The 14,479-nt window shown below is 38.3% G+C and carries 17 protein-coding genes; 3 read left to right on the forward strand and 14 right to left on the reverse strand.

All coding sequences use genetic code 11. The features are described 5' to 3' along the window. Positions 1-158: 158 nt before the first annotated feature. Positions 159-935 (reverse strand): class I SAM-dependent methyltransferase, encoded by a 777-nt coding sequence (locus AC0KUU_RS10440; protein WP_043982628.1) that lies wholly within the window; start codon positions 933-935, stop codon positions 159-161. Between the two features lie 134 nt (positions 936-1,069). Continuing rightward, positions 1,070-1,507, reverse strand: a complete 438-nt coding sequence (locus AC0KUU_RS10445; RefSeq protein ID WP_013056693.1) for a BrxA/BrxB family bacilliredoxin — start codon at positions 1,505-1,507, stop codon at positions 1,070-1,072. Positions 1,508-1,748: 241 nt separating this feature from the next. Between AC0KUU_RS10445 and AC0KUU_RS10450 the strand changes: the two genes are divergently transcribed. Continuing rightward, entirely contained in the window at positions 1,749-2,633 is an 885-nt protein-coding gene (locus tag AC0KUU_RS10450) for a polysaccharide deacetylase family protein (protein ID WP_043982030.1), read from the forward strand. Between the two features lie 31 nt (positions 2,634-2,664). Here AC0KUU_RS10450 and AC0KUU_RS10455 read toward each other — a convergent pair whose 3' ends face one another. The 6 genes from AC0KUU_RS10455 to AC0KUU_RS10480 all read right to left on the reverse strand — a co-directional run bounded on the left by AC0KUU_RS10455 (position 2,665) and on the right by AC0KUU_RS10480 (position 9,533). After that, positions 2,665-3,789, reverse strand: a complete 1,125-nt coding sequence (locus AC0KUU_RS10455; protein ID WP_097823632.1) for a conserved virulence factor C family protein — start codon at positions 3,787-3,789, stop codon at positions 2,665-2,667. Positions 3,790-3,852: 63 nt separating this feature from the next. Beyond that, on the reverse strand, positions 3,853-5,751 hold the full coding sequence (locus AC0KUU_RS10460; protein WP_043982027.1) for an ABC-F family ATP-binding cassette domain-containing protein: 1,899 nt from the start codon (positions 5,749-5,751) through the stop codon (positions 3,853-3,855). Beyond that, entirely contained in the window at positions 5,732-6,385 is a 654-nt protein-coding gene (locus AC0KUU_RS10465; protein ID WP_043982025.1) for an HD domain-containing protein, read from the reverse strand. The genes AC0KUU_RS10460 and AC0KUU_RS10465 overlap by 20 nt, the downstream gene beginning before the upstream one ends. A 124-nt stretch (positions 6,386-6,509) precedes the next feature. Then, a complete protein-coding gene (locus AC0KUU_RS10470) occupies positions 6,510-6,986 on the reverse strand; it encodes a glutathione peroxidase (protein ID WP_025752029.1) in 477 nt (158 codons plus the stop codon). Positions 6,987-7,047: 61 nt separating this feature from the next. Beyond that, positions 7,048-7,566, reverse strand: coding sequence for a hypothetical protein (locus tag AC0KUU_RS10475; protein ID WP_043982023.1), 519 nt, complete (start codon positions 7,564-7,566; stop codon positions 7,048-7,050). 278 nt (positions 7,567-7,844) lie between these two features. Further along, the gene (locus tag AC0KUU_RS10480; RefSeq protein WP_043982021.1) at positions 7,845-9,533 is read right to left on the reverse strand and encodes a formate--tetrahydrofolate ligase; all 1,689 of its coding nucleotides are present in this window, start codon (positions 9,531-9,533) and stop codon (positions 7,845-7,847) included. A gap of 351 nt (positions 9,534-9,884) precedes the next feature. On the opposite strand from AC0KUU_RS10480, the gene metA reads away from it, so the two are divergent. Further along, on the forward strand, positions 9,885-10,796 hold the full coding sequence (gene metA, locus AC0KUU_RS10485) for a homoserine O-acetyltransferase MetA (protein ID WP_043982019.1): 912 nt from the start codon (positions 9,885-9,887) through the stop codon (positions 10,794-10,796). Positions 10,797-11,010: 214 nt separating this feature from the next. On the opposite strand, the gene AC0KUU_RS10490 is transcribed toward metA, so the two are convergent. After that, entirely contained in the window at positions 11,011-11,727 is a 717-nt protein-coding gene (locus tag AC0KUU_RS10490) for a hypothetical protein (protein ID WP_043982017.1), read from the reverse strand. A gap of 103 nt (positions 11,728-11,830) precedes the next feature. Here AC0KUU_RS10490 and AC0KUU_RS10495 point away from each other — a divergent pair, with 103 nt between their 5' ends. Further along, on the forward strand, positions 11,831-12,076 hold the full coding sequence (locus AC0KUU_RS10495; protein WP_043982015.1) for a hypothetical protein: 246 nt from the start codon (positions 11,831-11,833) through the stop codon (positions 12,074-12,076). 13 nt (positions 12,077-12,089) lie between these two features. Here AC0KUU_RS10495 and AC0KUU_RS10500 read toward each other — a convergent pair whose 3' ends face one another. The 5 genes from AC0KUU_RS10500 to AC0KUU_RS10520 form a co-directional block, all read right to left on the reverse strand. Beyond that, positions 12,090-12,284, reverse strand: a complete 195-nt coding sequence (locus AC0KUU_RS10500; RefSeq protein WP_043982014.1) for a hypothetical protein — start codon at positions 12,282-12,284, stop codon at positions 12,090-12,092. Between the two features lie 345 nt (positions 12,285-12,629). Beyond that, positions 12,630-12,881 (reverse strand): hypothetical protein, encoded by a 252-nt coding sequence (locus AC0KUU_RS10505; protein ID WP_034275938.1) that lies wholly within the window; start codon positions 12,879-12,881, stop codon positions 12,630-12,632. A 21-nt stretch (positions 12,882-12,902) separates the two neighbouring features. Next, on the reverse strand, positions 12,903-13,103 hold the full coding sequence (locus AC0KUU_RS10510) for a hypothetical protein (RefSeq protein ID WP_225049698.1): 201 nt from the start codon (positions 13,101-13,103) through the stop codon (positions 12,903-12,905). A gap of 625 nt (positions 13,104-13,728) precedes the next feature. Further along, positions 13,729-13,917: a hypothetical protein gene (locus AC0KUU_RS10515; RefSeq protein WP_014460480.1), complete on the reverse strand. Its 189-nt coding sequence runs from the start codon at positions 13,915-13,917 to the stop codon at positions 13,729-13,731. An 84-nt stretch (positions 13,918-14,001) separates the two neighbouring features. Beyond that, positions 14,002-14,412 carry a hypothetical protein gene (locus AC0KUU_RS10520; RefSeq protein WP_028408813.1) on the reverse strand — a complete coding sequence of 137 codons (411 nt, stop codon included), beginning with the start codon at positions 14,410-14,412 and terminating at the stop codon, positions 14,002-14,004. Between the last annotated feature and the right edge of the window lie 67 nt (positions 14,413-14,479).

Here is a 14,479-nt window from a genome sequence, read left to right on the forward strand (position 1 = left end):
TGGATGCTTAAACACAAAAGTATTTTTATGTTCAAAAATATATCATACTTTTATGAACTTTAGATGAAATTCATAAAAAAAACTTCCAAAACTTTTTAATTCCTAAAAGGTTTTGGAAGTCTTTTCAATGATCAGGATTCGTTTTACTTTTTTGTTTATTATTGTATATCAATTGTCCCGTAATGAAATTTTGATGTTTTTCGTTTTTGTACGATAAATCCATGTTCTTCAAAACGACTGCTTTTCCAATGATCTTTTAGCACGATCTTTTGTTTGGCTACTCTTTTTGCTTCTTGTATAGCCATTGGCGTTAGCGTAGTATACAGTGCTATTGCTTTAATACCGTTAATTCCATTCGATTCATCAATTTGCTCTTGAAACATAGGATCAAAGTAGACAACATCAAAAGAATTATCTTCACAACACGCCAAAAACGATTCGAAATTTTGATGAACCACGTTTATACGCTTCATTGCATCGTTCAACTCTTGTACGTCACTTTCCCAATTTAAAAGTCCTTGTTTGACTAAATAAGCTACATAGCGGTTGCCTTCTAGTCCGACAACTTTCCCGCTTTTCCCTACCGCTGCGCTCGCCATCATACTATCCGATGCAAGACCAAGTGTACAGTCAAGCACGCTCATTCCTTTTTCCAAACTAGCAGCTTCAATAAACGGATCAGGTTCTCCTCGCAGCCATCTCTTCACTCTAAACATAGCGGAATTTGGATGAAAAAAAATAGGTTCCTCTTCATTTTGGACATGCAATTCTACTCTATTCTTACCGACAACCAGCACGTCTGCAGCTTGAAGATTCTGAAGATCTGCAACGGATTTCTTCTCTCTTACTACAAAAGGTATACTTAAATCAGCGGCTACTTGTTTGGCTTTTACAATCATCTGTTCATTTGTTCGACCAGCAGTCGTAACAATCACTTTCATAACTCCCCCTACACTGTTTGGCTATTTACATAAAGAAAAAGGATGCCGATAGACATCCTTTTTCTTATAAAGTATATGCGATTTTTCTCTAAAAATCTATATACTAGATGTGACAAAAGCAGGACATTTTATGAACAGTGCTGCTTAAAGCCATTTAAAATGTTTTCAAAAATAACTTCTAAAGGCTGACCTTCAATTTCATGTCGAGGAATAAAATGAACGACTTCTTTTCCTTTTAAAAGCGCCATAGACGGTGATGAAGGCTCAATGTCACCAAAATATTCACGCATTTTAGCTGTTGCTTCCTTATCTTGGCCGGCAAAAACAGTTACCACTTGATCTGGTTTTTGCTCAGACTGTAAGTACGCTTGCGTTGCTGCAGGACGTGCTAAACCGGCAGCGCATCCACAAACTGAATTAACGACAACAAAAGTTGTTCCTTCTACGTTTTCCATAAAATCAACTACGGCTTCCTCTGTTGTTAATTCTTCATAACCAGCTTGAGTTAATTCTTGACGCATTGGTTTAACTAACTGACGCATATATTCTTCATATGCCATTGACATATTAACATTCCTCCTAACAATCATTCACGCTAAAAGCATACTATAAAAACCAGGAAAAATCTAGCTACTCACTCTTCAAATCCTTATCGTTGTCCCATTCTTCTTCTCCATTTGACAAAAAAAGATTAAAACCGGGTCATATCATCTAATTTTTTCCTATAAAAATGTCGATTTTTACTATTAATATTCCATTTTTTGTACTATAGTAGTAAATAGTAATTTAGTAGAAAGGATTTTCAAATTGAACCAGCGATTTAAACCGAACAAACGATTTAAGCCAAACAAACGATTTTATGCATTTTTGTCTTTAGTGTTAGTGATCGTCGCTTCTTTGTTTTTTATTACAGAAGTCAAAGGAAGTGAATCCGCTGCATCTCAGCAAGTATTAGCATCTACTGCGTTACCGCTGAAAGAAACTGCATCTTCAGCACAGCCTGAGAAGCTGCTTAATACACTTCATCATAATATGTATGTAGTAAATACGGTGAACGATCAAAATCAAGCTCTTACACAGCCTGTTTACCTTACGTTTGACGATGGCCCAACACCTGATACTCTTCATATTTTAGATGCTTTGCGTCAATATAACGTAAAAGCAACTTTTTTTATGTTAAAGCATCAAATTGACGCTCATCCTGAAATTGCTAAAAAAGTAGCACAGGAAGGACATGCCATCGGCTGTCACGGCGTCTCTCATGATATTGATGTCATGTATAGTGAAGACGGCGCCGCGTTAAAAGAAATGCAGGAGTGTCAAGCGACAGTTAAGAAAGTAACCGGTGTTGACAGTAAGTTAATCCGCGTTCCTTACGGCAGCGTTCCTTATTTAAAAGAGCCCCACCGTACAGAGTTGCTAAGCCACTTTAAATTATGGGACTGGAATGTAGACAGCGAAGACTGGGCACTTCGTTCTGCACCTAGAATTATTCAGGGGCTTGAACCTCATATTCAAGGGGTTAACTCCAATGGAAGAACACCAGTCATTTTATTTCATGATAAATCCTTTACAGCACAATCCCTTCCTGCTATTTTGACTTACTTAAAGCAGTCGGGCTATCAGCCTATTAAAATTGATAACACCATGCAGCCTATGCAGTTTCCAACTCCCGCTGCAAAACAGTCGTAAAAAAAGATCATTCAAGTGAATGATCTTTTTTTTATGCTTTTCTGCTTTCTGTCATTTGTTTCCAAACAGAACCTTTTGCTTCTTCTCCGCCTTCGATACGTTCAATTGCTAGCTTGATTTGTAAATCTACCTCAAATTCTTTATCATTCTCTGCTGCTTTTAATGCAGAAAGAGCCGTCTCGTCCCCTACCTCGTATAAATACATAGCTGCACGCCAGCGAACAAGCTTGTTTTTATCACCAAGAGCTTCACACATTGCCGGAATACCCTCTTCAAAACCTAAATCTGACATGCAGTCTCCAGCAGTACGGCGCACAGTGACTGATTTATCTTTTAATGCTTTGTATAAATAAGGCAGTACCGCTTTTGATTCAATCATTCCTAAGTAGACCGTAGCTAAGCGGCGAATAGATGCTTTTTCATCATCAAGCGCTTTATTTAAAACGTCTAAATCAGCTTCTGTTGGATCCATTTGTTCTAAATGGGCATAGCGCACTGACCAATCGTTGTCTTCTAGCATTTCTTCTGTAACTTTATAGGTTTTACGCGGCTGTACAACTTTTCCGCCTTCTTTTTCTTCTTGTGCATTAGCCACAAGGCGAGTTAATCTTTCTTGCGGATATGCTGCTGCTAACTCTTCTACAACTTCGTCTCCGATAGCAGCTAACTCTCCGTAACGAACGCCTTGTTCTTTCCATTTTCGTTCTAATACCACATTATCTGAAAAACGTTGAAGTTCTGCTACCGCTTTTGCAAATCGCTCGGGCAGACCAAAGCGCTTTTCTTCATTTCCGTCCGTTAGCTTGACTTGCATCGGTACGTTTTTGAACATTTGAACTGACACATTGACTTCACCAAAATGCTCATTCATTTTGTGCTGTTCACTGCTGCTTTGCAAATCTTCACCAAACGCTGCACGAACTTGCGGCAAAATTTGCTTCCAGTCATATTTGGCATTTCGCTCTACTGCTAAGAAGTCCGCTACGTGGTAGACTCCTTTTACCCCTTCTACTTTCAAGATGTCTTGAACAACTTCAGGAGCTGCTTCAGCATTTTTTTCCGTATAGTTATTGCTTTTTCCGCCTGATAGCACTTCGTCTAAATTAATTTTCATTGTATTCGGACTTGGCGTTGGCTCAATTGATTTAATGTTCATATCGTATCGTACTCCTCTCATTAAAATTGTAGCATGTGCCTTATACTCAGTCTAACGACTTGTTTACGCGTTTTCAATTTCTTCAATCAGCTCTGAAAGCTCTGCCCAGCGATCAAGCAGTGAACTTAATTCTTCGTTTGATTTCTCTTGTTCTAACGATAGGTTATGCGCTTTTGTATAATCGCTGCCCACCTGTTCAATTTCACTTGTTAAGCGTTCAATTTCTTCTTCTTTTGCTGCAATATTATCTTCGATTTCTTCCCATTCTTTTTGTTCTTTATACGTTAAGCGACGCTTTTTCGTTTTCTCCGGCTGTTTTGGCTTTTCTTCTTTCACTTTAGCCTGCTGAACCATTGCCTGCTTCTTCTTCATCGCTTCTTCCAATTGATCTGTATAAGCGCCAAAATAAATCGAAATGTTTCCTTCTCCTTCAAAAACTAGTAAGTAATCTGCTACTTTATCTAAGAAATAGCGATCATGCGATACGGTGATCACAACACCTGGAAACTCTTCGAGATAGTCTTCAAGCACCGTTAGCGTTTGAGTATCCAAATCATTAGTCGGCTCATCTAGAAGCAAAACATTCGGCGATGTCATTAATAATTTCAACAAGTATAAACGACGGCGCTCTCCTCCGGACAACTTTTGAATGGGTGTTCCGTGCGTATGTGAAGGAAATAGAAATCTCTCAAGCATTTGCGAGGCAGAGATCATTTTCCCATCCGTCGTATGCACAACTTCTGCCGATTCTTTAATATAATCAAGCATGCGTTGATTCAAGTCCATATCATCGCTTTCTTGGGTATAGTAAGCAACTTTAACCGTTTGTCCTCTGTCAATTTCACCGCTGTCCGGCTCAATGCGTCCTGCAATCATATTCAACAGGGTAGACTTTCCGCTTCCATTTTTTCCGACAATTCCAATTCGATCTTGTTTTTTCACGATGTGCGTAAAGTCTGAAAGAATGATTTTATTTTCATACGTCTTAGACACATCTTTTAATTCAAACACTTTTTTCCCAAGGCGACTGCCTGCTAAACTTAAATCCAGTGATTCTTTTTCAGAGGAATCGATTTTCCCTTCTAATTCATCAAATCGCTGAATACGCGCTTTTTGCTTAGTCGTACGTGCTTTTGCTCCTCTGCGAATCCAAGCCAACTCATTGCGGTATAAGTTGCTTAATTTTGCTTGAGTTGCTTTTTCCTGATCTTCTCGAATCGCTTTTCCTTCTAGAAAAGCAGCATAGTTTCCTTTATAGCTATATAAATTTCCACCGTCTAATTCAAAAATTCGGTTTGTAACAGCATCCAAAAAATAGCGATCATGAGTAACAAGCAGCACGGCTCCTTGATACTTGGATAAATATTCTTCGAGCCATTTAACGGTCTCATAATCTAAGTGGTTAGTCGGCTCATCTAAGATCAGTAAATCAGGTGTTTGAATTAGACTTTGCGCAATGGAGACGCGCTTTTTCTGTCCACCTGAAAGCTCACCAATTTTTGCACTCATATTTGAAATTCCAAGCTTCGTTAAAATCGACTGTGCGTTAGAATTGGCTTCCCACGCGTTCATCGCATCCATTTTCTGTTGCAAATCATACAATGTTTGCTGATTTTTTTCGTTTGCAGAGTCTTGCTCTAACGCATACAGAGCTAGCTCATAGTTTTTTAATAAGTTAAGAAGAGGTGTATCTCCGCTGAAAACTTGCTCCAAAACCGTTAAGTCTTCATCAAAATCCGGATGCTGTGGTAAATATGTCACGCTGTAGTCTTTAGCATGAACAATATCTCCTTCGTCTCCGAGCTCTAAACCTGCGATAATTTTAAGAAGCGTTGATTTCCCTGTTCCGTTTACACCGATTAAGCCGATTCGCTCATTTTCCGTAATGGTAAATGTTAGTTGATGAAACAGCTCTTTTTCTCCATACGTTTTTGTTAAGTTTTCAACAGTCAGCATTTTCATAATGATAATTCCACTCTTTCTTAAATTGAACTAAAAATTCTTTCATATATGTATGTCGCTCTTGCGCTAGAGACCGTGCTGTTTGAGTATTCATTAACGCAGTGAGCTTTAATAACTTTTCATAAAAATGTGCAATAGCCGTTGATTTCCCGTGTCTGTATTCTTCTTCCGTCATCTCACTTCGTACAGCAATGTTTTCATCATACAAAGGCGTGCCTTTAGCACCTGCATACATAAACGTACGTGCGATACCAATTGCACCGATCGCATCTAAACGATCTGCATCTTGAACAATTTGACCTTCAAGCGTAGCCATAGCCGGACGGTTTCCGCCTTTAAATGACATCGTTTGTAAAATGTGAACGATATGCTTGCAGTTCTCTTCTTCTACCTGCTGACTCTTCAGCCACTCCCACACTTCTTCGTACGCCTTTTCAACATCTTCCACTAGCTTATCATCTACAACATCGTGTAAAAGCGCGGCTAGTTCGATAACTTCACGATTGCCGCCTTCTTTTTTATATAAAAGCACTGCATTTCGACGCACGCGATCGATATGCTGCCAGTCATGACCCGTTGTGTCATGCGCAAGCTTTGCTTGAACCCACTTTTCCGTTTCCACTATTTTATTCATTTGCTCACCTCAATTATATCCACCATTATTTTAGCACAAAGTGAGGCGCTCGTCTCACTGACAGCGGATCACCGGTTGAAAATCCTCGCTGAAAAATAAAAAACAGATGGAGATCCACCTGCTTTTACAGCAATTCTTTTATATCTTTTTGAATATCTTTTGGTGCAGTTTGAGGTGCGTATCGCTTCACGACTTCACCTTGACGATTCACTAAAAACTTTGTGAAATTCCACTTTATCCCTTTGGAACCTAGTAGACCCGGTGCTTGTTCTGTTAAGTATGTAAATAACGGGTGTGCATGCTCCCCTTTTACATCTACTTTTGCAAACATCGGAAACGAAACGCCATAGTTTAACTCACAAAATTGTTCAATATCATTTGAACTTCCTGGCTCTTGACCGCCGAACTGATTGCAAGGAAAACCTAGAACCGTTAGGCCGTTTTCTTTTTCTTCTTCGTACAGCGCCTGCAAATCTTTATATTGAGGGGTGAAGCCGCACTTGCTAGCTGTATTCACAATCAACAGCACGTCACCTTGATAGTTAGATAGCGATACGTCTTCGTCTTTAATTGTTTTTGCCGAGTATTCATACACGCTCATCAAAACGCCTCCTTTTCCCTATTGTAATTCACTTTATTTCGGAAGTACAACTGAAACGCTCTTATGATTTGTCATAAAGAACCTTTAACTGATCAGTCGTTTGCAGCATGTAATCAATCATCTCGATTAAATCTCCTACTTGGTCTTCGTAAATAAATCGGTTAAAGGTTACCTCAATATTGTTTTCGTATTCGCTGCCTCCGACTTCATGAGTAATACGCTGCTTCACAACTCTTGTTGTTCCCCAGATCCGCTCACACATTTCCTGTATATTTTGAAATTCAGCTTCTTCAAACGGTTTTTGTTTTTTTAGCTGAAAATCAATATAAACTGTACACCCTGGTTTTTCTACACGGGAAGGCGTTAATTCGGCATGAATGTTGTCTAAGTCGGTTGATAAAGTTAGCGACGCGGTACAGCAAAAATGCTGTTGAAAAGAAATGCGGTACGTTCGAGTAAACTGAGCTAAGTCTACAAAATCTTCGCGATTCGTAACAGATACTTGCCCAGACAAGTCAAGATCATAGATCTCTCCTTCTACAACAACTTTTAAATTATCAAATACAATTGGATCAAACATTTCAACTACTTCCTTTTTTATAAAATACGAACAGTCAGCTCTTCTTCTTTCTTGCCAAATTAATTCATAACATACCTGTTATTTTGTTTTATCTTGCAAGAAAGAGATTGAAACCCAACTAAGTCCACCCAATCTATATCTAGAAGCCACTACACCCATGAAACTTCTTTTTACCATAACTATGAAAAAATCCGAACGAGTTTGATTCTTCATCAAGAATCTTGCTTCATCGTTCGGATTTCCCTTCAAATAAAATACTCTTACCCTAGCCTCTTCTCTTAAAAAATCCCTAGTGCATGTCCATTCTCGTCAATATCCATATTGAGCGCAGCAGGTTTTTTTGGAAGGCCAGGCATTGTCATAATTGAACCTGTTAGCGCCACGAGAAACCCAGCTCCGAGTGAAGGACGGAATTCCCTTACCGTAATCTTAAAATCAGTTGGTCGCCCAAGCTTCGTCTGATCATCACTTAACGAATACTGCGTTTTGGCCATACAGATCGGCAGATGATCCCAACCGTTTGCTTCAAATTGCTGTATTTGCTTTAACGCTTTTGGAGCAAAATCTACGCCTTGTGCTCCGTATACGGTTTTAGCAATAGCTTCTACTTTTTCTGGAATCGAAGCCGACACATCGTAAAGAGGAGAAAACTGACTTTCTGTCTCGTTCATGACTTCAAGAATTTTTTCAGCAAGCATGACGCCGCCTTCTCCGCCTTTTTCCCATACTTCTGTTAAAGCAACTGGAACATTCTTTGAATCACACCAATTCATAAGTGCTTCTACTTCACCTTTTGAGTCCGTCACAAAACGGTTCACGGCTACAACGTAAGGAACGCCGAATGCCTGAATCGTTTCAATATGCTTTTCCAGATTTTCAATTCCCGCTTCTAAAGCCTCAATGTTTTCTTCATTTAAACCCTCTTTAGGAACGCCCCCATGCATTTTCAAAGCGCGAATTGTTGCAACGATTACCACCGTTTCTGGTTTAATATCTGCCATACGAGCTTTAATATTCAGGAATTTTTCTGCGCCTAAATCTGCCCCGAATCCCGCTTCTGTTACTACATAGTCGCCTAGTTTTGCAGCCATTTTTGTGGCAATGACGCTATTGCAGCCGTGGGCAATATTAGCAAAAGGACCTCCGTGAATGAGGGCTGGAGTATGTTCCAACGTCTGTACAAGGTTTGGTTTAATCGCATCTTTTAAAAGAAGAGTAAGCGCTCCTTGTGCACCTAAGTCTGCAACCGTTACAGGCTCATTGTCCATGTTATAAGCTACCACAATAGATGCTAAGCGACGCTTCAAGTCTTGTAAATCTGACGCTAAGCAGAAAATAGCCATAATTTCTGATGCCACCGTAATATCAAATCCATCTTCTCGAGGAACACCTTGCATCGGACCACCTAATCCAATGACGACCTGACGCAGCGCGCGGTCATTTAAATCTACCACTCGTTTCCACGTGATTTTACGTGTATCAATACGCAATTCATTTCCTTGATGTATATGGTTATCTAAAATAGCTGCCAGCGCGTTGTTAGCTGTTGTAATGGCATGCAGGTCTCCAGTAAAGTGTAAGTTAATATCCTCCATTGGAAGCACTTGAGCATAACCGCCGCCAGCGGCACCTCCTTTAATTCCCATTACCGGACCAAGAGATGGTTCACGCATGGCGACAATCGCTTTTTTACCTAATCTATGTAATGCCTGAGCTAAGCCAACCGTCACTGTCGACTTCCCTTCTCCTGCTGGAGTTGGATTAATAGCTGTAACTAAAATCACTTTTCCATCTTGTTTTGTGTGTAAACGTTCCATAACGGACAAAGAAAGCTTGGCTTTATAATGTCCGTACGGCTCTAGCTCGGCTTCTAAAATATCCAGGTGCTCGGCAATCTCTTTAATCGGTTTAATCGTTGCCTCTTGTGCAATTTGCAAATCACTTTTTATTTGCTTCTTAGTTGTCATATAAAAACCCCTTTTCTGCTGAAAATTCTTTTTAAACACTTCATCAAAAAAGGATAAAATCCATTTTCTGGGGGAGATATGAAGTTTAATAAATACAAGAACGACTGTGCTATAAATTTTACTGAGTTTCAGTCAAGCTAAAAAAGCATAGCAACGCTCCAGTTTAACCTTATTGTACCATTTCATTTTAGCCATTACGCATATTAATGCTCTTTTTTTTCAAAATTCAATTGCTTAATATTCTGTATATTCCTATAATAGTATATTGTACATAAATGTTGGACCTCATCTTCACGTGAGAAAGAACATTTATACGCGTCATTACTTCGAAATCGAATAGGAGGAATTTTATTGCCTATTAATATTCCACGTGATCTTCCGGCAAAAGAAATTTTAGAAAAAGAGAGAATTTTCATCATGGACGACGTGCGCGCGGTTAACCAAGAAATTCGCCCGCTTAATATTGTTATCCTAAACTTAATGCCGGAAAAAGAAAAAGCTGAAACGCAATTATTACGTTTACTCGGGAACTCACCGCTGCAAGTGCATATTACACTTCTTTATACGGCAAGCCATAAAGCAAAAACAACGAGTAAAAATCACCTAGATCAGTTTTATAAAACGTTTGAACAAATTAAAGAACGAAAATATGACGGAATGATTATTACAGGGGCACCTGTAGAACATATACCATTTGAAGAAGTAAACTACTGGAAAGAGCTTCAAGAAATTATGGATTGGTGTAAAACAAATGTGACTTCTACCCTTCATATCTGTTGGGGAGCTCAAGCCGGACTTTATCATCACTTTGGCATTGACAAGCGACCTCTTTCTGATAAATGCACGGGTGTATTTACGCATGTGGTATCGAGTGAAGAACCGATTAAGCTGCTGCGAGGATTTGATGATGTCTTTTATTCTCCTCATTCTCGTCACACCGACGTCGACATGAATGAAGTAAAAAACCATCCTGGCCTTGAGCTTCTTTCCTACTCTGAAGAAGCTGGTGTTTATATGGCTATGTCTAAAGACGAAAAGTTTGTTTTCGTTACAGGTCACCCAGAGTACGACGTTCAAACGCTGCAGGAAGAATTTCTTCGAGATACAGAAAGAGGGCTAGAGCCAAAGCTTCCGGAACACTATTTCCCAAACAATGATCCTGACAAAAACCCTTTAAAAACATGGCGTTCTCATGCCAACCTGCTGTTTATGAATTGGTTAAACTATTATGTTTACCAAGAGACTCCATATCTGTGGGAATGAAAGAACCGATCTGTCCCAGTGTTCAATTAAAGTTACGCATGCTCTTTTTGTGTTAAAACTGCAGCAAATGAGAAATAAAATAGAAAACCTGCTGCTCGTTTAGAGAAGCAGGTTTTCTATTACTAATTCTTCTTTATTCCGCAATTAAAGCTTTCTTTCAAAAATTCAGCATCAACAACACTGCTTTTGAGATCCAACACTCACATACTATTGCTCATTCTCCCTTTTCATCTTCATTTAGTTTTGTTTCATCCATTTCCTTCTTTTGTTCTTCTACCATTGTGTCCAGCCACTGGGGCGGCTTGCCGTCTTGGCTTTCATTGTATACTTCCGATATATCTTTTTCTTCCAAAGAGGATAAGATGTCATGAATGTCATTTTGATTGCCTAAAATATTACCAAATCCTTGACTCACTTTTTTATGACTTCTGAAGTTTGTGGGAAAGTTATTACCAAAATTTACAGCTGAAGCATCTTCAATTGTGCCAATGTGGATGTCACCTATGCTAAAAGTTGATTCTAGAGCTTGATCAGGCTCCCTCATTTCTTCCGTATGGGTTAGTGTATAAGGGACACTTCTTTCATTAATTTTAACTGATATTTCAGAAGGACCCTTTTCTTTAATATTCTGACTACCCGATTTTCGATTGACATCAGATTCATTTGTTGTTTTTTTACCTTTGTTTCCCGGCGCTTGATATTGATTCGTTTGCGAAGGAAAAGTATTACCAATATTCAAAGTTCCACTAAGTTCCTTTACATCAATATGCTCTAAATAATAAGACAGTTCGTCCAAGTTTAGTGTTTGAACGTTCTCTATATCTAAATGAAAAGAATGAACCGTTTTTTTTGAAAGTTCATTCATGTTTTTTTCTAAATCTGTAAGCCTTTTTTCAATGTTTTGGAGTATATTCAGCACCTTTTCATCCATAGAGTTTGACCCCTTATTTGATTTAACACTTTTAGCCCATCTACAACATATAATAGTGTATTAGATGACTTCTATTAATGTCTCATATGTATCGGGAGGAATTATGAAAATACATCTTCGTTCTCCTCAGATCGTTTTTGATGATCTCACCGTAAATTCGGTTAAAAACAACGCAGGAGTTTTTATAGGGAAGAATGTGCAACAAAATTGGGAAACTACAATCAGCAGCAGTAATTCAGGTTTTGGAACAATTTTGGGAGATGATAATCAACTATCCTATAACACACATCTTGTTCTTGGTGAAGATGATGTAAATGATTCTTTTGAACAGGTCAGAAAGGAGGATTGACTCTACGTTTTTATTAATCATTCTTTTTAGGGATTTTCGCAATGGTGGTATTATTTAAAATTTTATTAGAATCACCAACTACTTTTCCGAAACCATCAGAAATTCGACTTTTATGATTCCAATTATATTGAATATTAACGCCGTAAAATAGGCCTGAACTATTTTGAATTTTGTTTACTTTAATCGAATGATAGTGAATATTAGCCATGGACAACACCTCACAGACAGAAGTTTGCTTCATCACATTCAATATAAAACTGAAAACACATTATCTTATGTTTAAATTCTTATCTGTTCACCTCAAATTGAACGTCTCTTTAACCATTTGAGCTTTTACGTCTTTTCTATGATACTTACTCCGTTTACGATAAAAGTATTCCTGTCATTACCTTTTAGTCTATGTTAATAGCTGCGATTACACCCTAAAATAAGCTAGCAAAAAACCATCTGTATAAAAGATGGTTTAACTCTATTACTAATCTATTCTCGCCACTCTGACAGAATAATTAATAGAGTGCTTAATTGGGTATTTGCAGAACCCGTTTTTCCTCATTTAACTTTGTGTAACAGGGGCGTTGTTGACATCTATATTTTCAGAAAAATAGGAATCAACGACATCATTATCGTTAATGATATTTACAATTTGAGAGGCAAAGTTGTTATAGCCGATTATTTCACCAAACCCCGTATTACTTTTCCAATTTACTTGCCAATCTGATTGAGTATTTTCCCCTGTGAAAATACCAGAATTAGTAGAAATATACGTAACATTAAGATTAGTAAATTTTATAATCAACTTTTTCAACTTCTTTCATCTTCTTTTTCCCTAGAATTGAGAAACGGGCTGAGGATTAATATTTTCCGGCTGGGTAATTGGAATGTCACAAACATCTTGATCATTGATGATATTCGTACTGCCCAGTATAGCTGAATTTACAGAAAATCCGTTTCCTAAGTTAAATTTACCTTGGGAATTCCAATCTGGCTGGCTATTTTGACCCGAAGCAATTACTGAATTGGAAACCATACTTACCACATTTATTTGGTTGAAAATGACGGAAACAGGCATTAGTCAATTCCTCCGTTTTCTAAAATTTTAATGTAGTATATGCTTCCTTCTAAAGTATGGTTCAATCGATTTTCTGCAATCAAAAAATGTTAGTTAGGTCTTACAGCTATTCATTTTATCTATTCTTCTTATAAATCATTTTACACTGCCCTTAATCAGCAAGCCTGAAGGGAGGAAATTATTGATTATCCTTAATAAAGAAAAGTATTTAGTTATCTTTGTGCACAGCTATGTTTTTCTTTTCAATTTGCATTTAGAATATAGTTTTATCAAATAAATAAAGAGATTGAGACATAACGAAATCAATCTACAGACAAACAAACGGGATAAATGGTCTAGTATGGATCGCTTGTTTCACCGGTATTGATTTCGACGCAAGACGTCGCTTTCCGCGGACGGCCGATGAGCTTCCTCGCCACTTTTGCTCCTGCAGGGTCTCACCTCTTCCGCTTTTCCCCCAGAACTCTTCACCTTAGAAGCACCTACATACAGCCTACGTTCACCCTACCAATGAAAAAATCCGAACGTGTTTGATTCTTGATGGAGAATCAAACACGTTCGGATTTTCTTGTCCCAGCTTTTTTTAAAGTTCTTTAATATATTCAATGACCGAATCTGGAAATTCGTTTCGAATTCCGCAATTCCCACAATAAAATCCGCTATATTCGTCTGTCGCAACGTACTGTCTTAAAAGAAACAATGTTAACCTGTTTGGGAGACCGCATTCTGTGCAAAACGCCAGGTATTTGCTGCGCTGTCTGTTTGCTGACATACGTTTCATCCTTTCGATTAACTATAGAAAGCGTTTTCTTATTTATATGGAGCTTTCTTATTAGTTTATGACAGCAATTACGGTCTACCTCCAATTATTGTCGCGACGAGAAGGGCGGAATAAACGCAGAATTAAATTAATTATAAGCACAATAGCTAAAATGTTAATTAACAACCCAAAAATCCCGCCCAGTGCACCCATATGACCAAGCAAACCTCCAAATAACATCCCTGCCAGGCCGCCATAAAGCAGTCCACGGGCGAATCCTCCTCGTTTTGAACGGGTAACTCCTCGATTTACAGTTCCATTTCTGCGGTTTGAAAAATTAGACCTCGGCTCATTTTGTCTAACGCTTGGCTGTCTATTAAAGGACCGCTTCCCCGAACGATACGACCTTGCACTTACGTTATAGTCATCATGATAGGAAATATATTCAGCTAAGGGAGATAAACTTAGCGAAAAAATCAATGCTACGGCAATCATTATTTTTTTCATCTGCTTTTTCTTCCTTTCTTCACCTAATAGTAACTGTTTATTATAGTACGCTGTTTCATGCATATCA

The sequence above is a fragment of the Priestia sp. ST2 genome, from assembly GCF_055810735.1.

Excerpts from the sequence above, each read along its gene's own strand:
- AC0KUU_RS10445 (WP_013056693.1), bottom strand. The coding sequence starts at position 1,507 with ATGTCAATGGCATATGAAGAATATATGCGTCAGTTAGTTAAACCAATG.
- AC0KUU_RS10455 (WP_097823632.1), bottom strand. The coding sequence starts at position 3,789 with ATGAACATTAAATCAATTGAGCCAACGCCAAGTCCGAATACAATGAAA.
- AC0KUU_RS10460 (WP_043982027.1), bottom strand. The coding sequence starts at position 5,751 with ATGAAAATGCTGACTGTTGAAAACTTAACAAAAACGTATGGAGAAAAA.
- AC0KUU_RS10465 (WP_043982025.1), bottom strand. The coding sequence starts at position 6,385 with ATGAATAAAATAGTGGAAACGGAAAAGTGGGTTCAAGCAAAGCTTGCG.
- AC0KUU_RS10470 (WP_025752029.1), bottom strand. The coding sequence starts at position 6,986 with ATGAGCGTGTATGAATACTCGGCAAAAACAATTAAAGACGAAGACGTA.
- AC0KUU_RS10475 (WP_043982023.1), bottom strand. The coding sequence starts at position 7,566 with ATGTTTGATCCAATTGTATTTGATAATTTAAAAGTTGTTGTAGAAGGA.
- AC0KUU_RS10480 (WP_043982021.1), bottom strand. The coding sequence starts at position 9,533 with ATGACAACTAAGAAGCAAATAAAAAGTGATTTGCAAATTGCACAAGAG.
- AC0KUU_RS10490 (WP_043982017.1), bottom strand. The coding sequence starts at position 11,727 with ATGGATGAAAAGGTGCTGAATATACTCCAAAACATTGAAAAAAGGCTT.
- AC0KUU_RS10495 (WP_043982015.1), top strand. The coding sequence starts at position 11,831 with ATGAAAATACATCTTCGTTCTCCTCAGATCGTTTTTGATGATCTCACC.
- AC0KUU_RS10500 (WP_043982014.1), bottom strand. The coding sequence starts at position 12,284 with ATGGCTAATATTCACTATCATTCGATTAAAGTAAACAAAATTCAAAAT.
- AC0KUU_RS10510 (WP_225049698.1), bottom strand. The coding sequence starts at position 13,103 with ATGGTTTCCAATTCAGTAATTGCTTCGGGTCAAAATAGCCAGCCAGAT.
- AC0KUU_RS10515 (WP_014460480.1), bottom strand. The coding sequence starts at position 13,917 with ATGTCAGCAAACAGACAGCGCAGCAAATACCTGGCGTTTTGCACAGAA.
- AC0KUU_RS10520 (WP_028408813.1), bottom strand. The coding sequence starts at position 14,412 with ATGAAAAAAATAATGATTGCCGTAGCATTGATTTTTTCGCTAAGTTTA.